At 74.1% G+C, this 23,174-nt stretch carries 23 protein-coding genes; 2 read left to right on the top strand and 21 right to left on the bottom strand.

Annotated features, from left to right (window positions below):
* Positions 1-24 precede the first annotated feature (24 nt).
* The 8 genes from EDD40_RS32810 to xerD form a co-directional block, all read right to left on the bottom strand.
* Positions 25-3,789, bottom strand: coding sequence for an nSTAND1 domain-containing NTPase (locus EDD40_RS32810; RefSeq protein WP_123746361.1), 3,765 nt, complete (start codon positions 3,787-3,789; stop codon positions 25-27).
* A gap of 175 nt (positions 3,790-3,964) precedes the next feature.
* Positions 3,965-4,708, bottom strand: a complete 744-nt coding sequence (locus EDD40_RS32805) for a pseudouridine synthase (RefSeq protein ID WP_170185271.1) — start codon at positions 4,706-4,708, stop codon at positions 3,965-3,967.
* Positions 4,701-5,447 carry an SMC-Scp complex subunit ScpB gene (gene scpB, locus EDD40_RS32800; RefSeq protein WP_211348278.1) on the bottom strand — a complete coding sequence of 249 codons (747 nt, stop codon included), beginning with the start codon at positions 5,445-5,447 and terminating at the stop codon, positions 4,701-4,703. The genes EDD40_RS32805 and scpB overlap by 8 nt, the downstream gene beginning before the upstream one ends.
* Positions 5,444-6,343 (bottom strand): segregation and condensation protein A, encoded by a 900-nt coding sequence (locus EDD40_RS32795; protein ID WP_425471282.1) that lies wholly within the window; start codon positions 6,341-6,343, stop codon positions 5,444-5,446. Before EDD40_RS32795 ends, scpB begins: the two co-directional genes overlap by 4 nt.
* Positions 6,340-6,660 carry a hypothetical protein gene (locus EDD40_RS32790; protein ID WP_123746359.1) on the bottom strand — a complete coding sequence of 107 codons (321 nt, stop codon included), beginning with the start codon at positions 6,658-6,660 and terminating at the stop codon, positions 6,340-6,342. The genes EDD40_RS32795 and EDD40_RS32790 overlap by 4 nt, the downstream gene beginning before the upstream one ends.
* Entirely contained in the window at positions 6,657-7,631 is a 975-nt protein-coding gene (locus tag EDD40_RS32785; RefSeq protein WP_201436602.1) for a ParA family protein, read from the bottom strand. The genes EDD40_RS32790 and EDD40_RS32785 overlap by 4 nt, the downstream gene beginning before the upstream one ends.
* Positions 7,632-7,817: 186 nt before the next feature.
* A complete protein-coding gene (locus EDD40_RS32780) occupies positions 7,818-8,186 on the bottom strand; it encodes an ArsR/SmtB family transcription factor (protein ID WP_123746357.1) in 369 nt (122 codons plus the stop codon).
* Between the two features lie 84 nt (positions 8,187-8,270).
* The gene (gene xerD, locus EDD40_RS32775; protein WP_425471281.1) at positions 8,271-9,173 is read right to left on the bottom strand and encodes a site-specific tyrosine recombinase XerD; all 903 of its coding nucleotides are present in this window, start codon (positions 9,171-9,173) and stop codon (positions 8,271-8,273) included.
* 308 nt (positions 9,174-9,481) lie between these two features.
* Here xerD and EDD40_RS32770 point away from each other — a divergent pair, with 308 nt between their 5' ends.
* A complete protein-coding gene (locus EDD40_RS32770; protein ID WP_123746355.1) occupies positions 9,482-10,138 on the top strand; it encodes a DUF1707 domain-containing protein in 657 nt (218 codons plus the stop codon).
* On the opposite strand, the gene EDD40_RS32765 is transcribed toward EDD40_RS32770, so the two are convergent.
* Positions 10,127-10,531, bottom strand: a complete 405-nt coding sequence (locus tag EDD40_RS32765; RefSeq protein WP_246037984.1) for a DUF2752 domain-containing protein — start codon at positions 10,529-10,531, stop codon at positions 10,127-10,129. The two genes, EDD40_RS32770 and EDD40_RS32765, sit on opposite strands and share 12 nt — an antisense overlap.
* Positions 10,532-10,620: 89 nt before the next feature.
* Here EDD40_RS32765 and EDD40_RS32760 point away from each other — a divergent pair, with 89 nt between their 5' ends.
* The gene (locus EDD40_RS32760; RefSeq protein ID WP_123746354.1) at positions 10,621-10,902 is read left to right on the top strand and encodes a hypothetical protein; all 282 of its coding nucleotides are present in this window, start codon (positions 10,621-10,623) and stop codon (positions 10,900-10,902) included.
* A gap of 137 nt (positions 10,903-11,039) precedes the next feature.
* On the opposite strand, the gene EDD40_RS32755 is transcribed toward EDD40_RS32760, so the two are convergent.
* From EDD40_RS32755 to EDD40_RS43840, 12 genes are all read right to left on the bottom strand, one after another.
* Complete coding sequence (locus tag EDD40_RS32755; protein WP_281277821.1) at positions 11,040-11,618, bottom strand: NUDIX domain-containing protein; 579 nt, start codon at positions 11,616-11,618, stop codon at positions 11,040-11,042.
* Between the two features lie 38 nt (positions 11,619-11,656).
* Positions 11,657-13,348: a CTP synthase gene (locus EDD40_RS32750; RefSeq protein WP_123746353.1), complete on the bottom strand. Its 1,692-nt coding sequence runs from the start codon at positions 13,346-13,348 to the stop codon at positions 11,657-11,659.
* A gap of 331 nt (positions 13,349-13,679) precedes the next feature.
* On the bottom strand, positions 13,680-14,618 hold the full coding sequence (locus tag EDD40_RS32745) for a copper transporter (RefSeq protein WP_123746352.1): 939 nt from the start codon (positions 14,616-14,618) through the stop codon (positions 13,680-13,682).
* Complete coding sequence (gene steA / locus EDD40_RS32740) at positions 14,615-15,799, bottom strand: putative cytokinetic ring protein SteA (protein ID WP_123746351.1); 1,185 nt, start codon at positions 15,797-15,799, stop codon at positions 14,615-14,617. The genes EDD40_RS32745 and steA overlap by 4 nt, the downstream gene beginning before the upstream one ends.
* A gap of 75 nt (positions 15,800-15,874) precedes the next feature.
* Positions 15,875-16,639, bottom strand: a complete 765-nt coding sequence (locus EDD40_RS32735; RefSeq protein WP_123746350.1) for a hypothetical protein — start codon at positions 16,637-16,639, stop codon at positions 15,875-15,877.
* 119 nt (positions 16,640-16,758) lie between these two features.
* On the bottom strand, positions 16,759-17,382 hold the full coding sequence (locus EDD40_RS32730; RefSeq protein WP_123746349.1) for a hypothetical protein: 624 nt from the start codon (positions 17,380-17,382) through the stop codon (positions 16,759-16,761).
* Complete coding sequence (gene recN, locus EDD40_RS32725; RefSeq protein ID WP_201436607.1) at positions 17,379-19,160, bottom strand: DNA repair protein RecN; 1,782 nt, start codon at positions 19,158-19,160, stop codon at positions 17,379-17,381. The genes EDD40_RS32730 and recN overlap by 4 nt, the downstream gene beginning before the upstream one ends.
* A 75-nt stretch (positions 19,161-19,235) precedes the next feature.
* A complete protein-coding gene (locus tag EDD40_RS32720; RefSeq protein ID WP_123746348.1) occupies positions 19,236-20,129 on the bottom strand; it encodes an NAD kinase in 894 nt (297 codons plus the stop codon).
* Between the two features lie 11 nt (positions 20,130-20,140).
* Positions 20,141-20,947: a TlyA family RNA methyltransferase gene (locus tag EDD40_RS32715; RefSeq protein ID WP_123746347.1), complete on the bottom strand. Its 807-nt coding sequence runs from the start codon at positions 20,945-20,947 to the stop codon at positions 20,141-20,143.
* A gap of 3 nt (positions 20,948-20,950) precedes the next feature.
* Positions 20,951-21,124: a hypothetical protein gene (locus EDD40_RS42040; protein ID WP_170185270.1), complete on the bottom strand. Its 174-nt coding sequence runs from the start codon at positions 21,122-21,124 to the stop codon at positions 20,951-20,953.
* A gap of 5 nt (positions 21,125-21,129) precedes the next feature.
* On the bottom strand, positions 21,130-21,918 hold the full coding sequence (locus EDD40_RS32710) for an HAD-IIA family hydrolase (protein WP_123746346.1): 789 nt from the start codon (positions 21,916-21,918) through the stop codon (positions 21,130-21,132).
* Positions 21,919-22,077: 159 nt separating this feature from the next.
* Positions 22,078-23,169, bottom strand: coding sequence for a tetratricopeptide repeat protein (locus EDD40_RS43840; RefSeq protein WP_148088973.1), 1,092 nt, complete (start codon positions 23,167-23,169; stop codon positions 22,078-22,080).
* Between the last annotated feature and the right edge of the window lie 5 nt (positions 23,170-23,174).

Below are 23,174 nucleotides of genomic sequence, written 5' to 3'. Positions count from 1 at the left end.
GACCCGGTGGGCGGTCCCGCCCGGCTAGGGCCGGTCGCACGGCGGGTCGTAGGGCACGTCGGGGAAGTAGCCGGCCCACTGCCGGCCGGTGATCCCGGGGTGCGCGGTGGCGCAGATCCGGCGCACCACCTCGTCCAGGTCGGTCTCCCAGAACCGCAGCGCCGAGCCGCCCGCGCTCACCAGGGTGTGCCCGTCGGGCGCGAACGCCACCGAGTTGGCGCCCGACGAGTGCGCGGCGAACACCGCCGACCGGCGGACGGGCCCGTCGGCCGGCACGTCGTGCAGGCGCAGGTTCCCGTCGGCGTCCGCGACCACCAGCAGGTCGTCGTGCACCGCGACCGCGCGCACCGCCGGCCCGAGCGGCTCGGCGGAGGCGAACCGCACCGCCGAGTCGTCGCCCGGCTCGTGCCCCTCCTCGGGGTGGCGCCACAGCACGGCCTTGCCGTCGGACTCCACCGTCACCACGCCACCGGGCGCCGACGCCACCGCGGCGAAGGACTTGGCGACGTCCAGGCCGTCGCGGCGGATCCGCCGGGGCCACATCGGCGTGGCCGTGTCCCACTCCTCGACCGACCCGCCGTGCTTGGCGACCACCAACCGGTCCCCGGTCCGGTCGAACGCCAGCGCGCTGGTCACGAGCTCCGGGTTGGCCTCGTCGACGAGCTCGGCGGTCTTCGTCGTGGTCGCCGCGTTCCACAGGCGCGTCACGCCGTCCTCGAGCCCGCCGGTGGCGAAGTGCCCGCCCTTCGGGCTGAACGCCACCAGGTTCGCCCGCCCGGCCTCGCCGACCAGGTCCGGCGAGGCCGGGTTGGCGGTCCGCCACACCCGCACCCGCGTGTCCTCGCCGACCGTGACCAGGTGCTCGCCGTCCGGGCTGAGCGCGGCGGCCCGGACCGGGCCGGGGTGCGCGGTCAACGGCCAGGCGGTGCGCGGGCCGCGCGGCTCGGAGATGTCGACGAGCCTCAGCACGCCCTCGACGTCCACCGTGGCGGCCAGGCCGCGGTCGGCGGCGACCACGACCGAGAGCAGCGTCGCCGGGTGCGCCACCGGCAGGTCGGTGAGGTCGGTGAGCCGGACGGCGCGGTCGCTCCCCGTGGTGACCAGCGCGCGTCCCTCGTCGGTGAACGCCAGCGCGGTGACCACGTCGAGGTGGCCGTCGAGGGTGGCGGCCTCGACCGGCGCGTGCCGGTCGGTGACGTCCCACAGCCGCGCGGACCGGTCGTCGCCCGCCGTGGCCAGCACCCGCGCGTCGCCGTCGAAGGCCAGGGCGCGCACGTCGCCACCGTGGCGCAGGGCGGCGGTCTGCCGCGCGGGTCCACCCCGGTCGGCGGCGTCCCACAGCCGCACCACCCGGTCCTCCCCCGCCGTGGCCAGCACCCGGCCGCCGTCGCCGACCGCCAGCGCGGTGACCGCGCCGACGCCGTCGACCAGGACACCGGACGTGCCGGTGGCCAGGTCGACCGCGAGCACCCGGTCGCCGGCGTCGACCGCCACCACGTGCTCGGCGATGAACACCACCTGGCCCGACGACTGGGCGGTCGGCGGCAGCTCCACCCGCGTGCCGCGGCCGGCCAGGTCCCACGCCCGAGCCGGCGCGGTGAGGAACCCGGCGACGAGGTGGCGGGCGTCCGGTGAGAACGCGAGGGCCAGCGTCGGCCCGTTCGACAGGTCGCTGAGCCGGTGCGTGATCACGGGATGGCGGGGGTCCGTCACCCGCCACACCACGATGTAGTCCTCCGACGCGCCGGCGAGCCACCGGCCGTCGTCGGAGAACGCCAGCACCTTGGGGATGCTCATCCCGGTCAGCACGCCGATGTGCTCCGGGCGGTGCGGGTCGGTGATGTCCATCAGCCGCACGTCGGCGGTGGTGGTGTCGTCGACGACGGCGAGCAGCGAGGCGGCCGGGCTGACGGCCATCGTGCGGACCGCCCCGACCCTGGTCGCGTACGGCCCGGTGAACGCGGCGAACAGCGCGTCCTCGGTCTCCGGCAGCGGCGCGAGCCGGTGCGCGGCGAGCGTGAGCTGCCACGACAGCGCCGGGTCGGTGTCGCGCAGCGCGGCGGCCTGGGTGATCACCTTGTGCGCCAACGCGATGTTGCGCTGCTCGGTCGCGGACCGCTCGGCGCGCACGGCGAACACGATCGCGCTGGACGCGAGCACCAGCAGCACCGCCATCACCGACACGAGCTGCCGCAGCCGCCGCGTGCGCCGGTGCTCGATCGCGCGCACCGCGTCGTCCGCGGCGATGCTGGCCTCCAGGAACCGGATCTCGCCGGGCGTGAGCCCCCGCGTCCCGTCGACCCACTCGCGCACGAGCGCCAGCCGGGCGCCCCGGTACAGCGCGCCGGGGTCGCGGTCCAGGGTCTCCCAGGTGTGCGCGGCCTCGGTCAGCATCCGCTGCACCCGCAGGCCCGCCCGGTCCTCGGCGATCCAGTCCCGCAGCCGCGGCCAGTTGCGGATCAACGCCTCGTGCGCCAGCTCCACCGCGTCCCGGTCCAGCACCACCAGCCGGGCCTGCGCCAACGCGGCCAGCACCGCCGCGCCGTCACCCTCGGCGTGGTGGTCGACCTCGGCGCGGGCGACGCGGCGCTTGGTGTCCTCGGTGCCCTCGCCGACCGCGATCAGCCGCAGGAACACCTGCTTGGCGATCAGCTGCCCGGCCGGGCCCATCGCCGTGTAGACGTGCTCGGCGCTGCGCGCGATCGAGTGCTCGACCCCGCCGACCTCCTCGTAGCCCGCCAGCGTCAACGCGACACCGCGTCGACGGCGCCACGTCTCCAGCAACGCGTGCGACACCAGCGGCAGCGCCGCGGGCTGGCCGGCCGCGTCCGCGACCAGCCGGGTGACCAGCGCGGTCTCCACCTTGCAGCCGACCGCGACGGCGGGCGACACGATCGCCTCGCGCAGCTCGTCCGCGGTCATCGGCCCGACCAGGACGTGCCCGCCGCGCAGCGCCTCCACCAGCTCCGGGTACTGGCCGCAGTGCCCGAGGAAGTCGGCCCGCACCCCGAGCACCACCCGCGTGCGGCTGGTCGGCGCGGACGCGGCCGTGGTCAGCGCGGTGATGAACGCGGCCCGCTCGGCGGGGTCCTGGCACAGCGTGAAGACCTCTTCGAACTGGTCGACCACGATCAGCAGGTCGTCGTCGCCGCCGACCAGCGCCTGCCGCACGCGCAGGTGCAGGTTCCCCGGGTGGGCGGTGAACTCGGCGACCAGCGCGGGCGCGTCCCGGCCGGTGCTCGCGGCGACCCGCACCGCCAGCTCCTCCACCGGCCGCGTGCCGGGCGTGAGCACCACCGAGGGCCGGTCCCACATCGCCACCAGGCCCGCCCGCAGCACCGACGACTTGCCCGACCCGGACGCGCCGAACACCCCGGCGAACCGCCGTTGCCCGACCAGGCCCACCACTTCGCGCACGACGCGGTCGCGGCCGAAGAACCGGTCCGCGTCCCGCACCTGGAACGGCGCCAACCCCGGGTACGGGGCCTTGGTCCCCTCCGGTGGTGTGCGCGGGTTCGCGTCGGCGAGCCGTTCGGCCAGCGCCCGCCAGCGCGCCTCCCACGCCGCGGCGTCACCGCCGCAGGCGCGCACGTACGCCAGGGTGACCGCGAGGCTCGGCAGCTTCCGGCCGTTCGCCGCTTCCGACAGCGCCGCCGCCGAGTAGTGGGCGTCCCGGGCGAGCCGCCGGTAGGTGGGGCTGCCCGCCCGTTCCCGCAGGGCCCTCAGGTCGGCGGCGAACTCGCCGAGGTCACGGCTGTCCGCCCGTAACGGGCCCTCCGGTCTCGCCATCGGTCGTCGCCCTCCCCTTCGACGAGGGCGATTGTTCAGAAAAGCCTGTTCAGCGTCCACGCGCTGACACTGAACAACCCGTCTGCCGTAGGAATGGCGGTGGAGCCGCGTACGGGTTCCTCAGGGGGGAGGGGCGCTTGGTGGTGAAGGGGGACTCCACCAAGCGCCTCCCCGGCTACAGGCCGACGGCCTTGTAGAGGGAGCCGACTTCCTGGCGGTTGAGCACCCGCATCGAGCCGGGGCGCTGGTTGCCGAGGCGCACGTCGCCGACGGCGGTGCGGACCAGGCTCTCGACGGGGTGGCCGACGTGGTCGAGCAGGCGGCGCACGATGTGCTTGCGGCCCTCGTGCAGGACCACCTCGACCAGCGCCTTGCCCGGCATCGACGAGATCAGCTTGAACGAGTCGACCGCGATCGGGCCGTCCTCCAGCTCGACGCCCGCGCGCAGCCGCTTGCCCAGGTCCTTCGGGATCGGGCCGGGCACCTCGGCCAGGTAGGTCTTGGTGATCTCGTAGGACGGGTGCATCAGCCGGTGCGCGAGGTCGCCGTCGTTGGTCAGCAGCAGCAGGCCCTCGGTGTCGGCGTCCAACCTGCCGACGTGGAACAGGCGTTCCTTGCGGTTGTGCAGGTAGTCGCCGACGCACGGGCGGTGCGCGTCGTCGTGCATGGTGGACAGCACACCGCGCGGCTTGTTGAACGCGATGGTGACCACGTCTTCCTTGAGCACCACGCGCACGCCGTCGACGTGCACGACCGCGGTGTCCGGGTCGACGCGGCGGCCCTGCTCGCGGACCACCTCGCCGTCGACCTGGACGCGGCCGAGTTCGATCAGCTCCTCGGCGACCCGCCGCGAGGCGATGCCCGCCTTGGCGAGCACCTTCTGGAGCCGGATCCCCTCGGGGTGGGCCTGGTCAGACATCGTCGATCGCATCCACTTCGGGCAGGAGGGGGGCGATCGGCGGCAGGTCGCCCAACGACGACAGCCCCAACCGCTCCAGGAACAGTTCGGTCGTGCGGTAAAGGATGCCACCCGTGTCGGAGTCCGTGCCCGTCTCGGCGATCAGGCCGCGCGCGACGAGCGTGCGGATGACCCCGTCCACGTTCACCCCGCGCACCGCCGCGATCCGGGCCCTGGTCACGGGCTGCCGGTAGGCGATGACCGCGAGTGTCTCCAACGCGGCCCGGGTGAGCTTGGCGCGCTGCCCGTCGAGCAGCAGCTTCTCCACGAATGGCGCGAAGCGGTCCCGCGTGTAGAACCGCCAGCCGTCCCCGATTCTACGCAGGTCGATGCCGCTGCCCTGCCCGGTGTACCGGTCGGCCAGCCGGCGCAGTGCGGCGGTGACGCGCTTCACGGACTGGTCGAGGACGCCCGCGAGCTGCTCCTCGGCGATCGGGCTGTCCACGACGAGCAGGATCGACTCCAGCGCGCCGTCGAGCTCGGCGTCGTCGGAGAGGTCCGGCAGCCCGCCCGCCTCGGCCTCGTCGTCACCCTCCACGACCGTCGGCGGCGGCGCGGCGGCTTCCCCGGGCGTCCCGGCCAGCGGCCCGGACCCGGTCTCCCCGGCCTCCGCGGCCTGCTCGAACCCGGCCACGACCGACTCCACCGCGACGTCGGGCCCGGCCGCCGGCGCGGGGCCGACTGCTCCGTGGTCGCTCACCCGTACTCCTCGTCCTCGTCACGGGCCTGCGCCCGCGCCTGGTCGACCGTGCCGCCGACCCACGTGATGCGCAGCTCGCCCAGCGGATCGGGCTGCTCGAAGGCCAGCGACTGCTCCCGGTACAGCTCCAGCAGCGCCAGGAACCGCGCCACGACCTCCATGGTCTCCGTGCACTCGGCGATCAGCTCGGCGAACGTCGCCGTGCCCAGCTCCGCCAGCCGTGCCCGCAGCATGTCCGCGTGCTCGCGCACGGACACCCGGTGCTGGTGGATGTGCGACGTCGACACGGTCGGCGGCGGTTTGGGCCGGAACACGACCGCGGCGATCTCGCTGAACCGCCGCACGTCCACCCCGAGCATCACCTCGGGCAGCAGCCCCTCGTACCGCTGCTCCAACGCCACCGAGCGCGGGTAGCGCCGGTATGCGCCCCGCTCCAGCTCCGCGAACAGCGCCGCGACCTGCTTGTAGGCCCGGTACTGCAGCAGCCGCGCGAACAGCAGGTCCCGCGCCTCCAGCAGCGCCAGGTCCTCCTCGTCCTCCACGTCGCCCGAGGGCAGCAGCCGGGCCGCCTTGAGGTCGAGCAGGGTAGCCGCGATGACCAGGAACTCGGTCGTCTCGTCCAGGTCCCACTGGTCGCCCAACGCCCGGATGTAGGCGATGAAGTCGTCGGTGACGGTGTGCAGCGCCACCTCGGTCACGTCCAGCGTGTGCTGCGAGATCAGCTGCAGCAGCAGGTCGAACGGTCCCTCGAAGTTGGTGAGCTTGACCTTGAACCGGCCGTCGTCCGGCGCGGGCGGCTCCACCGCCTCGACCGGCGCGGCCTCGTCGGGGCCGGTCCCGACCACCTCGACCGGCGCGGCCACTGCTGGGTCGGTCCAGGGCGCGTCACCGCTCACTGCTCGCGCAACCTACGCACCAGCAGCGAGTCCTCGCCGTGCCCTTCGAGGTCGTCCAGCACGATCGCGATGGCCTCGCGGACCACGCGGCCGCGGTCGACCGCGAGACCGTGCTCGCCGCGCAGCGCCAGTCGCGCGTGCTCCAGCGCCAGCAGCTCCTCGTCGGACACGTACACGGTGATCTTCGTCGAGTGCTTCTGCCGCCCGGTGCCGCGCCGCTGCGCCGCGGGCTCCTGCGCGGGCACGTCGGCGGCGGCGCCGGTGGTGGTGAGGCGGAACAGCTCGGACGCGCCCGGCAGTGATGGGCGACGGGTCACCGGGCGATCACCTCGCGCGCCAACGCGCGGTAGGCCTTCGCGCCGCCCGAGCGCGGCGCCCAGCTGGTGATCGGCTCGCCGGCGACGGTCGTCTCCGGGAACCGGACGGTGCGGTTGATCACCGTGTCGAACACGACGTCGCCGAACGCCTCGACCACGCGCGCCATCACCTCGCGGGAGTGCAGGGTGCGCGGGTCGTACATGGTGGCGAGGATGCCGGTGATCTCCAGCTTCGGGTTCAACCGCTCCCTGACCTTCTCGATGGTGTCTATCAACAGGGCGACCCCGCGCAGGCTGAAGAACTCGCACTCCAGCGGGATGAGGACGCCGTCAGCCGCCGCGAGAGCGTTGACCGTGAGCAGGCCGAGCGACGGCTGGCAGTCCACCAGCACGTAGTCGTAGTGCTCGATGACCGGGCGCAGGGTGCGCACCAGCGTGTGCTCCCGGCCCACCTCGGAGACCAGCTGGATCTCGGCGGCGGACAGGTCGATGTTGCTGGGCAGCAGGTCCATGCCCTCGACCGGGGTTCTCATGATCACGTCGCGGACGCCGACGTCGCGTTCCATGATCACGTTGTAGATCGTCTGGTCGAGCTGGTGCGGGTGCACGCCGAGGCCGACCGACAACGCGCCCTGCGGGTCGAAGTCGACCAGCAGCACCTTGCGGCCGTACTCGGTCAGCGCCGCGCCGAGGTTGATGGTGGACGTGGTCTTGCCGACCCCGCCCTTCTGGTTGCACACCGCGAGGATCTTCGCCGGGCCGTGCCCGGCGACGAGCGGTGGGTCGGCGACGTAGCGCAACGGGCGGCCCGTCGGCCCGATGTCGCCCGCGACCTGCTCGGTCGCGTCTTCGTCCGCGGGTGCGGCGTGCGGGGCGAGGCTCAGCTCGACCGAGGCGCGCGGCACACCGGACGGTTGCGGGGGTGGTGGGGGTGGGCCCCACGCCTGACCCGCGTGCTCCGGTGTCGACATCGCCTTCCCGATTCCTAGTCCTCTGCCTGGGCGCAGCCTAGGCACACCGGGGGCCACCGGCAACGCGCCCCGCCGAAGCGCGGTCGATCGTTCTCAGCGCGTGTCGCGAGGCTCGGGGCGGCGGGTGGACGCGTCGGCGGCGCCGGCTGCCACCCCGGGTGTCGGCGCCGGCTGTCGGTCCGGGACTCAGGACGCCGCGCCCGCCGGCGTCCCGGACCGGTCGGCGGTGTGGTGGCCGAGGTCGCGGCAGTGCCGCTCGGCCGCGCGGAGCACGACGTCGAGCAGCCCGGGGAACAGCTCGTCGAGGTCGTCGCGGCGCAGCGACACCCACCGCTGGTTGCCGCGGGCCCTGGTCCGGGTGATGCCCGCTTCCCGCAGCACGCGCAGGTGCTGCGACAACGTCGACTTGGCGACCTCCACCATGAGCGCGCCGCACAGCCGCTCACCGTCGGACTCGATCTGCCGCACCACCGCCAGCCGGGTGGCGTCGCTCAACGCGTGCAGCACCGCGCCCAGCTCGATCGCGCTGCGCTCGGGCTCGTCCAAGTTCGGCACCGGGTCGACACCTCCAGCTCGTCGGGCTCATCGGAAGCGGGTGGGGTCCCGGTCGGGCGAGCGCCCACGGTACCCGTGGCCGGCTCATGTTCCACCCGATGCGCGAGGATGGGCGGTCGCGTACACCTCGCGCAAGGTGTTGACGGTGACCAGTGTGTAGACCTGCGTCGTCGTCACGGAGGCGTGGCCCAGCAGTTCCTGCACGACCCGGACGTCCGCGCCGCCTTCCAGCAGGTGGGTGGCGAACGAGTGCCTCAGCGTGTGCGGCGAGACCTCGGCTTCGACCCCCGCGCGTTCGGCCGCGGCCTTCAGCACGTGCCACGCCGTCTGCCTGGTCAACCTGCCGCCCCGGGCGTTGAGGAACAGCGCGGGCGTGCCGCGCTTGGCCAGCGCCGGGCGGGCCCGCACGAGGTAGGCCTCCAGCGCCGCGAGCGCCGGGCGGCCGACGGGCACGATGCGCTGCTTGCCGCCCTTGCCGTCGAGCAGCACGGTGCGTTCGGCGGCGTCGACGTCGTCCACGTCGAGCCCGACCACTTCGGAGATCCGCGCGCCGCTGGAGTACAGCAGCTCCAGCAGCGCGCGGTCGCGCAGGTGGGCCGGGGTGTCGGTGGGGCCTTCGAGGAGCTTCAGCACGTCGTCGACGGGCAGGGCCTTGGGCAGCCGGCGCGGCGGGGTCGGCGGGTGGACGGCGCGCGCCGGGTCGTGCGCCGTGATGCCTTCGAGGTGCGCGAACTTGTGCAGGCCGCGCACGGCGACCAGGGTGCGGGCCGCGGAGGAGGCCGCCAACCCGGCTTCGCGCAACGTGGCCAGGAAGTCCCCGACCAGGGCTTCGGTGACGTCGGCCAGGTCGTGCACCCCGCCGGCCGCCAGGTGCGCGGCGTACCGGCGCAGGTCCCGCCCGTAGGAGTCGAGCGTGTTGCGCGCCGTGCCCCGCTCCACCGCCAGGTGGTCGAGGTACGCCCGCACCGCACGTGAGACGGGCGTCACCACCTGCTCCGGGTCCGCCGGACCGCTCCCCTCGCGAGGGCTCACCGCCGGGCCGGCAGCACCGGCCGCGCCCCGCGCGCCGTCACCGGGTCGTCGCCGGGTCGTCGCCGATCGCCTGCCGGAAGTCCTGGTCCACCAACGCCGTCATGTAGGGCAGTGTGACGTTCCCGAGCGCCCACGTCGAACTGCGCGGCGCCGCTCACCCGCCGGGGCGAATTCCGGTCGGGAACTCCGGCCGCGCCCGTGACGAGCAGGTCGACCAGCGCGTTCCGGCTCGGACGACGGCCCGCGGCTGTTAGCGTTCAGGTGTGTCGGAACCACACCAGGTGCGCATCGGCGACCAGCAGCGCGAAGAGGCGATCAGCGCGCTGAACGACCACTTCGCGGCCGGTCGCCTGGAGATCGGCGAGTACGAGCAGCGCGTCGGCTACGCGTCCGCGGCCCAGTCCGCGCAGGAGCTGGCCGCGCTGTTCCACGACCTGCCGCAACCGCACCCGGTGTTCCTGCCGCCGGGCTACCCGCCGACGGCCGCGTACCCGCCGCCGACCCCGCCGCCCGGCTACACCGCCCCACCCGGCTACACCGCCCCACCCGGCTACACCGCCCCACCCGGTTACCCGGGCACGCCCGGCCAGGGCTTCCCCGGCTACCCGCCGCCCGGCTACGCGGACCCGTCCCAGACCCACGGCGCCGCGTACGGCTACCCGCCCGGGTTCACCCCGAACGCGCCGTACGGCCTGGACCCGCTGACCGGCCGGCCGCTGTCGGACAAGTCGCGCATCGCGGCGGGCGTGCTGCAACTCGCGCTGCCGTTCGGCATCGGCCGGTTCTACATGGGTGACACGGCGATCGGCATCGCCCAGCTGCTGACCTGCGGCGGGTGCGGCATCTGGTCGCTGATCGACGGGATCATCCTGCTGGTCAACGGCGGCACCGACAGCCAGGGCCGCAAGCTACGCGACTAGGTTCCGGGCGAGCATCCACGTGACGGCCAGCGCCACCACCGGCACGCCGACCTTCCCCGACACCGGCGGCGTCGGCCGGCCGCGCCTGGCCGCCCGGAACCACCGCGCCCACAGCCACACCAGCAGCGGCAGCCCCACCAGCAGCATCACCGCGTTGAAGTGCCAGGCGCCGACCACGTCGCCGTGCAGCAGGGCGTGCACCATCCGGGTCGACCCGCAGGCCGGGCACTGGATGCCGGTCAACGCGTAGAGCGGGCACGGCGGCAGGAACGACCCGGGCTGGTTGGGATCCACGAACAACAGCACCCCGCACCCGCCCACCGCCGCCGCAGCCACCGCCAACGGCCATCGCACGCCCACGAACACCATTATCCGCTCCCAGACCTGGGACACCCACCGATCATGGGCTTCTCCTGGTACGCGCGCCGCGCCGCCGACGCGACTTTGCCCTGCCGCACCGCGCGTCGTCGTTCCGCTCGTGCGTGCGGCGCCGCCACGCCGCGCCGCACGAGGACACCATGCGGTACCTGGAACTGGTGGTGGGCCCGTTCCAGCACGACGAGCGGGCGTTGACGGCGGCGCTGGACGTGCTGCTGGTGCTGCGGGACCGGTGGAAGCTGCACCTGGCGGCCTGCGCGGCGGTCCGCCGGGCGGAGAAGCGGCAGGGCCGGCGGACACCGCGCGGCGCCACGCCGTTCGACCGCGAGTGCGAGCGCCCGCCCCTGCCCGACCTGCACCTGAACGGGCGCCCCGGCGGGCCCTGAACGTTCAACTCACGTGTTCCGAACGTAGGACACACCTGTTCCGAACGTAGGACACGCGGGGGCCGGAGGTACGACTCTCGCGAGAGTCGTACGTCCAGCGCCCGCGTGCCGCACGTCCGGGCGCCGCGAGTTCCGGGTCAGGAACTGCGGGCGGCGAAGCGGGTCGGGCGGTCGGTGAACGGGGCGTCGGAGGGGCGCCCCGTTCCGCCGCCGGTGATCACGGCGTGCGCGGCGAGCAGCCCGGACACGGCGGGGCCGTTGACGATCTCCCCGGCCAGGACCATGTCCACCGCCTCGGCCAACGGGAAGCTCTTCGCCTCCAGGTCGGCCTCTTCGTCGCCCTGCACGTCACGATCGACCTCGGTGAGCCCACGAGCCAGGAACACCCGCACCACCTCGTCGGTGAACCCGGGTGACACGGCGACGTCCACCAACGTCACCCACTCCGACGCCGCCAGCCCGACCTCCTCGGCCAGTTCCCGCTCCGCGGCGGCCAGCGGCGTCTCGTCACCCCCGTCCAACAGCCCGGCCGGCAGCTCCCAGAGCCGCCGGCCCAGCGGGTGCCGGTACTGGTGGATCAACCTCACCGCACCGGCCTCGTCCAAGGCCACCACCGCCACCGCGCCGAGGTGTTCCACCACCTCGCGCGATGCCGTACCGCCACCAGGCATGGCGACCTCGTCCACCCGCAACGCGACGACGCGCCCGACGTGCACGTCCCGCGACGAAACAGTCCCGAACTCGTGCCGAGGAGTCACTGCGCGGCCCCCGCGGTCTCGGGCAGCGGCAGCCGGTCGGCCAGCCGGTAGTCCAACGCCGCCTTCACGAACGCCGCGAACAGCGGGTGCGGGCGGGTCGGGCGGGACTTCAGCTCCGGGTGCGCCTGCGTGGCCACGAAGAACGGGTGCACGTCGGCGGGCAGCTCGACGAACTCCACCAGCCGCCCGTCCGGCGACGTCCCGGAGAACACCAACCCCGCGTCGCCCAGCTTCGAGCGGTAGGCGTTGTTGACCTCGTACCGGTGCCGGTGCCGCTCGGACACCTCCAGCGACCCGTACGCCGCCGCCACCTGCGAACCCGGCAGCAACGACGCCGGGTAGGCGCCGAGCCGCATCGTGCCGCCCATGTCCCGCTGCCCGGAGACGACGTCCTCCTGGTCGGCCATGGTGCTGATCACCGGCGACCCGGTGTCCTCGAACTCCGAGGAGTTCGCGTCGGCGATGCCCGCGAGGTTCCGCGCCGCCTCGATGACCAGGCACTGCAACCCCAGGCACAGGCCCAGCAGCGGGATGCCGCGGGTCCGGGCGTAGGTGATCGCGCCGATCTTGCCCTCGATGCCGCGCACCCCGAACCCACCGGGGATGAGGATCGCGTCGAGCCCGCCCAGGGCGTGCGCCGCGCCGGACGGCGTCTGGCACTCGTCGGACGGCACCCACACGATCTCGACCTTGGTGCGGTGCGCGAACCCGCCGGCCCGCAGCGCCTCGGTCACCGACAGGTAGGCGTCGGGCAGGTCGACGTACTTGCCGACCAGGCCGACGCGGACCTTCTCGGACGGGTTGTGCACGCGCTCGAGCAGGTCGCCCCACACGGTCCAGTCGACGTCGCGGAACGGCAGGTCCAACCGCCGCACCACGTACGCGTCCAGGCCCTCGCCGTGCAGCACCTTGGGGATGTCGTAGATGGACCGCGCGTCCACCGCCGCCACCACGGCTTCGTTGTCCACGTCGCACATCAGGCCGATCTTGCGCTTGAGCGCGTCCGGGATCTCCCGGTCCGCCCGGCACACGATGGCGTCGGGCTGGATGCCGATGTTGCGCAGCGCGGCCACGGAGTGCTGCGTCGGCTTGGTCTTCAGCTCGCCCGACGGCGCGAGGTAGGGCACCAGCGACACGTGCAGGAAGAACACGTTGTCGCGGCCGACGTCGTGGCGCACCTGCCGGCACGCCTCCAGGAACGGCAGCGACTCGATGTCGCCGACCGTGCCGCCGACCTCGGTGATCACCACGTCCGGGACGACGCCGTCGGGGCCCGGCTCGGCCATGGCCCGGATGCGCCGCTTGATCTCGTCGGTGATGTGCGGGATCACCTGGACCGTGTCGCCCAGGTACTCGCCGCGCCGCTCCTTGGCGATGACCTCGGAGTACACCTGCCCGGTGGTCACGTTCGCGTCACCGGAGAGGTCCCGCGCCAGGAACCGCTCGTAGTGGCCGATGTCGAGGTCGGTCTCCGCGCCGTCGTCGGTGACGAACACCTCGCCGTGCTGGAACGGGTTCATCGTGCCCGGGTCCACGTTGAGGTAGGGGTCGAGCTTCTGCATGGTCACCCGGAGACCACGAGAGGTGAGCAGCTGTCCGAGGCTGGACGCGGTCAACCCCTTGCCGAGGGACGACGCGACACCCCCGGTGACGAAAACGTGCTTGGTCGTACGTGCCTGCTGCACCAAGGAGGCTCCCCGTGGTCTGGATGTCCGCTAGGGGCCGGCTGCGGTGGTTCCGCACAGCTCAGCGCCCTGTCCACGGGCCCTAACGCTAACACGCCGCCGGTCACCCAGCGCGCCGGCGGGCACCCAAGCGGGTCACTCGGATGGCCTAGGCCGGCTCGAACAGGCGACCACAGGGCCGCGAACGTCCCGGAAACCACGCGAAAACAGCCCGCGAACCGCACGAGAACCAACCACTGGAGAACACCGTCGCCGAGCCGGCACGGCGCGAGGCGTCCGTCCGCCCGAGCCGACGCCACCGCGAACCCCCGGCTCCGGGCGGCCGGCCGGCGGGTCAGCCGGATGCGCCCGGTGCGGGGCCTTCGGCGTTGCCCGCCACCCCGTACCGGCCGGCCTTGCCGTCCAACTGCTCACGCAGCGCGAGCACCACCACCACCCGACCGGCCGCCGTGTCCGCGTGGTCCACGGTGGACAGCACCGAGGTCGCCGCCGTGTCCGCCCGCACGACCCCCACCGCGCCCGTGCCGTCGGCCGACCCGTCACCGCCCGCCAGCACCGCGCCCGCCCCGGACCGGTCCAGCTGGGTGGCGAACCGCGCCAGCACCGCCGCCCGGTCGGCCGCCGAGTCGCCCGGCACCGCCCCGCCGGTCAGCACCACGGCCAGCTGAGCGGGCCGCAGGCCTTGGTCCGCCTTGACGAACCCCGCGCTGGACAGCCCGCCGAGCGCCGCCGCCTGCTCGTCCGGCGTGGCCTGCGGCTGGTTGTCGTCCTGGGCCAGCAGCAGCACGGAGCCGAGCAGCCCGCCCGCCCTGGTGCCGGGGTCGCCGCCGGTGGGCAGCAGGGTGCCCGCGGGCTGGAGCCGGGCGACCAGGTCGAGCAGCTGGTCGGCCTTGTCCGGGTCGGTGAACGACTCGGTGAGCTGGAGCTCGCCGGTGACCGTCGCCCCCGCCGAGCGCAGCAGGTCCGTCACCGCGTCCCGGTCGTCCGGGGCGGCGTCGGCGGTGGTGACCAGCAGCACGGTCCGGTCGGCCAGCTGCCCCTTCACGGCCAGCGGTCCGACGGTGCTCGCGAACCGGTCCGCGTCGGCGAGCCGGGCGTCCAGGCCGTGGCGCTCGGACTGCAACGCGGAGACCTCCCGGCCCAGCGCGCCGTTGTCCTCGTTGAGCCCGGACAGCAGCCGGCCGCTGATCGCGGTCGAGCCGAGCACCACCCCGACGGCCAGGGCCAGGAACACCGCGGTGATGGAGACGATGTGGTAGCGCAGCGAGATCACCCGAACAACCCCCCGAACCAGTCGACGACGGAGTGCAACGCGTCGGCCGCGAGGTCCACGTAGACCTGGCCGACCCCGGACACCGCCACCGCGGCGGTCATCGCCGCCACCACGGCCAGCACCAGCAGGACGACCAGCCCCGACGACACCCGGGCGCGGTGCAGGGTGGCGACGGCGTGCCCGTCCACCAGCTTGTTGCCGAGCTTGAGCCGGGTGAGGAACGTCGAGGGGGTGGACCCGGCGTTGCCCCGGTCCAGGAACTCCCGCAGGCCCGCCTGAAGGCCGACGGTCACCACCAAGGACGCGCCGTGGGCCTCGGCCAGCAGCAGCGCCAGGTCCTCGGCGTTGCCGGTCGCGGGGAACGTGACGGCGCCGATGCCCAGGTCCTGGATGCGCTCCAGGCCGGGCGCGTGGCCGTCGATCTGCGCGGGCACCACGACCTCCGAGCCGGACCGCAACGTCGCGGTGGCGATGGCGTCCGGGTCGCCGACGATGACGTCCGGGGCGAACCCGGCGTCGTGCAGGGTGTCCGCGCCCGCGTCGACGCCGATCAGCACCGGCCGGTGCTCGCGGATGTAGCGGCGCAGCTTGCGCAGCTCCTCGGCGTGCCGGGGACCGCCCGCGACGACCAGCACCTGCCGGTCGCGGATCGGCACGAGCAGCTCGGGCACCCCGAGGCCGTCCAGGAGCAGGGCCCGTTCGCGGCGCAGGAACTCGATCGTGTTCGCGGAGAACGCCTCCAGCTGCGCGGCCATGCCCGCCTTGGCCTCGATCATCGCGTCGGCGATCGACTCGGTGTCCTGCGCGACGCCGCGCGCGACCTCCTTGTCGCCGACGAACACCCCGCCTTCGTGCAGCCGCAGCTTCGTGCCGTCCTTGACCTCGCGCAGCACCGCCGTGCCGACGCCGTCGACCAGCGCGACGCCCGCCTCGATCAGCAGCTCGGGGCCGAGGTTCGGGAACCGGCCGGAGATGGACGTCGAGGCGTTGACCACGCCGACCACCCCGGCGTGCACGAGGGCCTCGGCGGTGCGGCGGTCGATGTCGACGTGGTCGAGGACCGCGACGTCACCGGGACCCAGCCGGCGCAGCAGGTCGCCCGAGCGGCGATCGACCCGCGCCACACCGGTGACGCCTGGCAGTTCGTGGTGCGCGCGGCCGAGCAACCCGGAGAGCTTCATGAACCGATGGTGACTCACGTCGCGCGCGGTCGGCCGCCAACACGCCGAGCCGATCCGGGCTGGTCAGTGACACGGTCAATCCACAGTGGACGGATTACCCCCGGTCGGGTGACGTCGTTCGTCGGCCGCCGAACCCGGCGCGCCGGGCGGTCGGGGCAGGTCGGTCACGGGCGGCAGCTCGGCCACCGGCGGCGCCGCGGGGCCGGCCGGCGGGGCGGGTTCACCCGGTGGGACGGTCAGCTCGGTCACGGGGATGGGAATGCCGAACGGCGGCGTGTCGTCGTCGTCCGCCACCTGGTACACCGACGCGCCGGCGGGCCGCGGCTCGCGGGCCGGCCAGTCGTGCGCCACCACCGCGCCGACGAGCATCGCCAACCCCGCCGCGCCGACCAGCCACGTGCCCGTGCCGATGAACTCGTGGTTGACGACCACGGGCGACGCCGAGCTGGAGCCGAACAGCGTCCGCAACGTCTCCAGCGCGGTCCACAGCGCGCCGACGACCACCCCGACCGCGGCGAGCACGCCGAACCGGCCGACCGCGGCGAGCAGTGGCGACCGCAGTTGCAGCAGCGCGCCCACACCGGCGAGGACGGCGGCGAAGACCAGGCCGTAGCCGTAGACGGGGAAGTCGAAGTCGACGCCGGCCGGGTTCACCGCCGGCGGTTCCTGCACGTACTCCCACCCGGTGAGCGCCACGAGGCGCTGCACGCCGTTCGGGATCGGGCCGTCCAACCCGGGCCGCACCGCGGTCTCCACCCCGTACAGCGGGAACAACGAGCCCAGCACCACCATGAGCGCGCCCGCGCCGATGGTCAGGACGGCGATCGCGCGCCGGGTCATGTGGCCCTCTCCTCCGTGCTCGGTCGCGTGCCGCGGCCCGGCGGACCGACCAGTCCACATCTACCAGCAAACCCGGGCCGCCCGGCGGCGCGCCCGTCAGGAGCCCCGTCGGTCGCCGGTCAGGAGCCTTCGGCTCGGCGGTCGAACTCGGAGTCGGGGAGCTGCGCGACGTCCACCACCGGAATGCCGAACGGCGGGGTGTCGGTGTCGTCGTCGGACCCGTCCACCCGGTAGACCACGGCCCCTCCGGGGCGGGGTTCGGGCCGCCGGGCGTGCAGCAGCACGACGCCGACCACCGCGACCAGCACCGCCGCCACCAGCAGCAGGATGCCCGCGCCGACCTCCACGGTGTAGCTGTCGTCCGGTTGCCGCGACGCGTTGCCGACCGCGGACACGACGGACGCCCCGGTCGCCCACACCGCGCCGGTGAGCAGGCCCGTGCCGCCGACCGCGAGGTAGCGGGCGGCCAGGCGCTGGTGCTCGGGCAGGAACGCCAGCGCGACCGCGACGGCCAGCAGCACGGCCGCCACCACGATCGGCACCCCGTACTGCGGGCTCTGCACCGGGCCCAAGTCCATGCCCGCCGGCAGGTTGGAGAAGACGAAGTCCCACGAGGTCGCCGTGACCGTGAGCGAGCCGCCGGCCTGGGCGTCGCCCTCCTGGTACAGCGGCAGGAACGTGCCGACCACGGCCACGACACCGGCCGCCACCAGCAGCACCGCGCCGAGCAGGCGCCTGCTCACCTCTTCTTCGCCTTGCGCCGCACCACGGGCACGCTGTCCTTGTCGGCCTTCGCCGCCGCCAGCAGCTCCTCGGCGTGCGCGCGGCCGGTGTCGGTGGAGTCCATGCCGGCGAGCATCCGGGCCAGCTCGACGACGCGCTGCGACTCGTCCAGCTTGCGCACGCCGCTGCGGGTCAGCACGCCGTCCGCGGTCTTGTCGACCACCAGGTGCCGGTCGGCGAACGCGGCGACCTGAGGCAGGTGCGTGACCACGATGACCTGGTGGCTGCGCGCCAACCGGGCCAGCCGACGGCCGACCTCGACCGCGGCCCGGCCACCGACACCGGCGTCGACCTCGTCGAACACCAGCGTGGGCACCGGGTCGGAGTGCGACAGCACGACCTCGAGCGCCAGCATCACCCGCGACAGCTCACCGCCGGACGCGCCCTTGTGCACCGGCAGCGCGGGCGCGCCGGGGTGCGCGATCAGCCGCAGCTCCACGTCGTCCACGCCGCTGGCGCCCGCGTGCAGCAGCTGCGAGCCCACCTTCAACGCCTGCGGATCGCCCTGCTCGGCCACCCGGGGCCGCACCGCGACCTCGACGGTGGCGTGCGGCATGGCCAGGCCGGTCAGCTCCTCCGACACCGCCCGGCCCAGCTCCTCGGCCGAGGCGACCCGTTCGGCGGTCACCCGCAGCGCGTAGCCGGCCAGCTCGACGGCCAGCTCGTCGCGCCGCGCGGCCAGCGCCGCCAGCGCCTCGTCCGACGTGTCCAGCCCGGCCAGCCGCGACGACGCGTCCCGCGCCCACTCGATCACGCCGTCCACGTCGGCGGCGTACTTGCGGGTCAACGACTTCAGCTCGGCCTGCCGGGCGAGCACCTGCTCCAACCGGGCCGGGTCCGCGTCCAGGTGCTCCAGGTAGGAGGCGATCTCCGCGCCGACGTCGGCCAGCAGCGTCTCGGCTTCCACCAGCCGGGGCTCCAGGTCGCGCAGCTTCGGGTCGTCCGACGCGACCAGCCGCCGCCGCGCCTCGCCGATCAGGCCCAGCGCGCCGGGCACGTCCGGGTCGCCGTCGGGTGAGCCCGCCACCGCGTACTGCGCGCCGGACGCGGCTTCCCGCAGCTGGTCGGCGTCGGCGAGCCGGCGCGCCTCGGCGACCAGCTCCTCGTCCTCGCCGGGCTTCGGGTCGATCGAACCGATCTCCGTCAGGCCGTGCCGCAGCATCTCGGCTTCGCGCGCCAGCTCGTGCGACCGCGCGGTGCGCTCGGTCAGCTCGGTCGCCACCCGCAGCCACTCGTCGCGGACCTTGCGGTAGGACCGCAGCGGCTCGGCGACCTCGTCGCCGGCGAACCGGTCCAGCACGGCGCGCTGCTCGGCGGGCCGCAGCAGCCGCAGCTGGTCGTTCTGCCCGTGCACCGCGATCAGCTGCTCGGCCAGCTCGGACAGCACGCCGACGGGCACGGAGCGGCCGCCGAGGTGGGCCCGGGAACGCCCGTCCGCGCCGACGGTGCGGATCGCGATCACGCTGCCGTCGTCGTCGGGCTCGCCGCCGACCTCCTCGGCGACCTTCGCCGCCGGGCTGCCCGCAGGGGCCTGGAACCGCCCTTCGACCACCGCCTTGTCCGCGCCGTTGCGCACGCGGGACGCCTCGGCCCGGCCACCGCTCAGCAGGTGGAGCCCGGTCACGACCATCGTCTTGCCCGCGCCGGTCTCGCCCGTCACCACGGTGAAACCGGCATCGAGCTCAAGGGTGGCCTCGTCGATCACACCGAGGCCCTGGATGCGCATCTCGGCCAGCACGCACGGAACACTACTGGGCGACGAGGGCGAAGCGTGTGCTCGGGGGAGGGTGTCCCCGTGTCGATCAAGCCGGTCTCACTCCGCCGACGGACCCCGCCACCCCTGCACCGGCAGCTCGAACTTCTCCACCAGCCGGTCGGTGAACGGTCCCGGCCGCAACCGGACCAGCCGCAACGGCATGCTGCCGCCGACCACCTCGACCCGCGCGCCCGGCGGCAGGTTCACCGTGCGGCGACCGTCCGCGCACAGCACCGCCGGATGACCCTCGGGGTCGACCTCCAGCGCCACCACGGACGCCGGCGACACCACCAGGGGCCGGGCGAACAGGGCGTGCGCGTTGCTCGGCACCACCAGCAGCGCCTGCACGTCCGGCCACACCACCGGGCCGCCCGCGGAGAACGCGTACGCCGTGGACCCGGTCGGGGTCGCCACCAGCACGCCGTCGCAGCCGAACGCCGACACCGGCCGGCCGTCCACCTCCACCACGACGTCCAGGATCCGTTCCCGGGTGCTCTTCTCCACGCTGGCCTCGTTGAGCGCCCACGTGCCCTCCAGCACCTCGCCGTCGATCGACGCGGTGATGTCGAGCGTCATCCGCTCCTCGACGTCGTAGTCGCGGTCGACGACGTGCTTGATCGCCTCGTACAGGGCGTCGGAGTCGGCCTCGGCCAGGAAACCGACCCGGCCCAGGTTCACCCCCAGCACCGGCACGCCCGCGGCCCGCGCCAGCTCGGCGGCGCGCAGCAGCGTGCCGTCGCCGCCGAGCACGAACACCAGCTCGCTGCCCTCGGCGGCCTTGTCGTCGGCCGGCACGACCTGCGCGAAGCACGACGGGTCCAGGTCCGGCGCCTCGTCCTCCAGCACCCGGAGCTTCACCCCGCCCGCCGCGAACCGCGCCGCGACCTCCTGCGCCACCAGCACGTTGCTGCGCCGCCCGGTGTGCACGACGAGCAGGATCTCCCTGGTCACTGGATCCGTTCTCACTGGGGACCTTCCGCTACGGCGGCGCGCACGAGCGCGGTGGCGTCCGCCGCGTCCAGGGGCTCGCCCCGGCGCAGCCAGACGAAGAACTCGACGTTGCCCGACGGGCCGGGCAGCGGGCTGGCGGTGACGCCGTGCAGGCGCAGGCCGAGGCCGGCCGCGGACGCGACCACGTCCAGCACCGCCTCCGCCCGCAGCTCCGGGTCGCGCACCACCCCGCCGGAGCCGAGGCGTTCCTTCCCGACCTCGAACTGGGGTTTCACCATCGGCAGCAAGTCGCCCTCCTCGTCGAGGCACGCGGCCAGCGCGGGCAGCACCAGCCTCAACGAGATGAACGAGAGGTCGGCGACCACCAGGTCGACCGGGCCGCCGATGTCCTCGGGCGTCAACGAGCGCACGTTCGTCTTGTCCTTGACCACGACCCGGTCGTCGGTGCGCAACCGCCAGTCCAGCAGGCCGCGCCCGACGTCGGCCGCGACGACCTGCCGCGCGCCCTCGCGCAGCAGCACGTCGGTGAACCCGCCGGTGGACGCGCCCGCGTCCAGGCACCGCCTGCCCTTGACGTCGACCCCGTCGAACGCCTCCAGCGCACCGACGAGCTTGTGCGCGCCCCGGGAGGCGTAGTTCGGGTCGTCGGTCTCGCGGACCACCAGCGCGGTGTCCAGTTCGACGGCGGTGGCGGGTTTCGTGGCCACGGTGCCGCGCACGGTCACCCGGCCCTCGGCGACGAGTTGGCTGGCGTGCTCCCGTGACCTGGCCAGCCCGCGGCGGACCAGTTCGGCGTCCAGCCGAGCCCTGCGCGGCACCGGTCAGACCTTGTCGATGGTGGACAGCGCGGCCGTCAACGCCGTGTGCGCGTCGTCGAACCGGGCCACGTGCTCGACCACGTCCAGCGCGGCCAGCCCGTCGAGACCGGCCAGCGCGTCGTCGATCCCGGCCACGGGATCGCGGGGCGGGCCGGGGAGGGGAACCTCGAAGCTCACAGGATTCAAGGTAGCCGATGGAGCACGGACAGGTCGGCAGCCACGTAGGTCGGGCGGCGGTCCGCCGGTAGTTCGTTCACTTCGGCTTCGGTGGACACCCCGGTGAGCACCAGCAGCGAGTCCATGCCCGCGTTGACCGCGCCCGAGATGTCCGTGTCGAGCCGGTCGCCGACGACCAGCGGCCGTTGCGCGCCCGCCGACTTCGCCGCCTGCTCCAGCAGCGGCGTGGCGGGCTTCCCCGCCACCAGCGGCTCCACCCCGGTCGCCGTCCGCAGCGCGGCGACCAGCGACCCGTTGCCGGGCAGCAGGCCGCGTTCGGTGGGCAGGGTGGCGTCGACGTTGCAGGCGATCCAGTGCGCGCCGCCCTGGCGGATCGCCACGCACGCCTCGGCCAGCTCGCGCCAACCCAGGTCCTGCGACAGGCCCTGCACGACGGCTTGGGCGTGCTCGGCGGTGCGGGTGGGCCGGTAGCCGCGCAGCCGCACCTGCTCGGCGAGCGCGTCGGTGCCGAGGACCAGCACGTGCGCGCCCTGCGGCACCAGGTCCAGCAGCATCGCCGCGCCCGCCTGGGCGCTCGTGCTGACCTCGTCCAGCGCGGCGGCGAAACCGAGCTCGGTCAGGTGCGCGGCCACCGTCTCCGGCGACCGGGAGGCGTTGTTGGTGACGAACCGGATGCCGGTGCCGTGCTCGCGGGCGGCGGCGACGGCTTCCACCGCGCCGGGCACGGCTTCCTGCCCGCGGTAGACCGTGCCGTCGAGGTCCAGCAGCAGGGCGTCGTAACGGTCCAGCAGCACAGGCGTCTCCGTTCGGTGTTCCCGGGGGGTGCTCCGGTGTGAACAGTCTGAAGGCTCGGCGCCGGGTGGCGCCGAGCCTTCAGGTGTGACTTCGGTCTTGTGGCCGCGCGGCCCGGCGGGTGTTGACCGGACCGGGCGTTCTCGCCGGGCTCGCGGAGGTCAGTCCTGCGGGCTGAGGTCGAACGCGCGCTCGGCGGCGTCGGTCTCGTTGTCGTCGTCGGCCTGGGCGGCGTTGAGGAACCACTTCACGGCTTCCTCGGTGCGACCGGCGGCTTCGAGGTTGTCCGCGTAGGCGTAGAACAGCCGCGCGCTCCACGGGTCACGCCGCTTCTCGTCCAGGTCGTCGCCCTGCAACGCCACGACGGCCGCGTCCAGCTGCCCCATGTCGCGCCGGGCGCCGGCCGCGACGATCCGCAGCTCCACCGCCTCGTCCGGGGACAGCAGCGCCACCTGAGCCTCGCGTGCCAGCTCGATGGCCCGCTCGGGACGCCCCAGCGCCCGCTCGCAGTCGGCCATCACCGCGACGTGCCCGGTGCCGTGCGACATGCGCCGGGCGGTCCTCAGCTCGGACAACGCCTCGGCCCACTCGCCGGCGTGGTAGGCGGCGAGACCGGCGGCCTCCCGGACCACCGCGACCCGCGCCGCCTTCGTCCGCGCGTACCGCGCGTGCTCCAGCGCCAGCTCGGGCTCGCTGTCGATCAGCATGCCCGCCGCCGCCAGGTGCCGGCCCACGATCTCGGCCAGGCCCTTGGGCAGCCCGCGAAGCTCCTGCTTCACCTCGGGGTCGAGGACGGAGATGTCGGCGTCCTCGGGCAGCTCGGGCGTCCGGGCCCGGGTGTACACGCGCTCTTCGGACTCGCCCTCACCGGCCGCCACCGGCCCGGTCTCCGACGCCTCGGCCTCCGGCGCACCGGTGTCCGCCGCCGCCTCGTCGGCGTTCTCGTCGTCGTCGGCTTCGGACTTCTCGTCCGCCGCCTCGACCTCCGCCGTCACCGACTCGTCGGCGACAACGGCCTCACCCTCGACGGCCTTGCCCTCGGCCGCCTCGGTCTCGACGGCGTCGACCGCTACCGCGTCACCCTCGACGGCGCTCGCCTCGACCTCGGCCGAGGTGCCCTCGGTGACCTGCTGCCCGTCGGCCTGGGCGACCCGCTCCTGGAACCGCGCGGCCCGATCACGGCTGCGCGAGTCCCGCTTGTCGCTGCCGGGCTTGTCGTACGCGAGCTTGTCCTGCCCAGCCTTGTCCTGCACGGCCT

It is taken from the genome of Saccharothrix texasensis, assembly GCF_003752005.1.
In the GTDB taxonomy this organism is placed as follows: Bacteria; Actinomycetota; Actinomycetes; order Mycobacteriales; family Pseudonocardiaceae; genus Actinosynnema; species Actinosynnema texasense.
This window is presented reverse-complemented; position numbering and strand designations above follow the sequence as displayed.

What these genes read in the sequence shown, in the direction of transcription:
- EDD40_RS32785 (WP_201436602.1), bottom strand. Translation starts at nt 7,631, where the DNA reads ATGTCGACACCGGAGCACGCGGGTCAGGCGTGGGGCCCACCCCCACCA.
- EDD40_RS32735 (WP_123746350.1), bottom strand. Translation starts at nt 16,639, where the DNA reads ATGACCCGGCGCGCGATCGCCGTCCTGACCATCGGCGCGGGCGCGCTC.
- EDD40_RS32805 (WP_170185271.1), bottom strand. Translation starts at nt 4,708, where the DNA reads ATGTCTGACCAGGCCCACCCCGAGGGGATCCGGCTCCAGAAGGTGCTC.
- EDD40_RS32810 (WP_123746361.1), bottom strand. Translation starts at nt 3,789, where the DNA reads ATGGCGAGACCGGAGGGCCCGTTACGGGCGGACAGCCGTGACCTCGGC.
- steA (WP_123746351.1), bottom strand. Translation starts at nt 15,799, where the DNA reads ATGAAGCTCTCCGGGTTGCTCGGCCGCGCGCACCACGAACTGCCAGGC.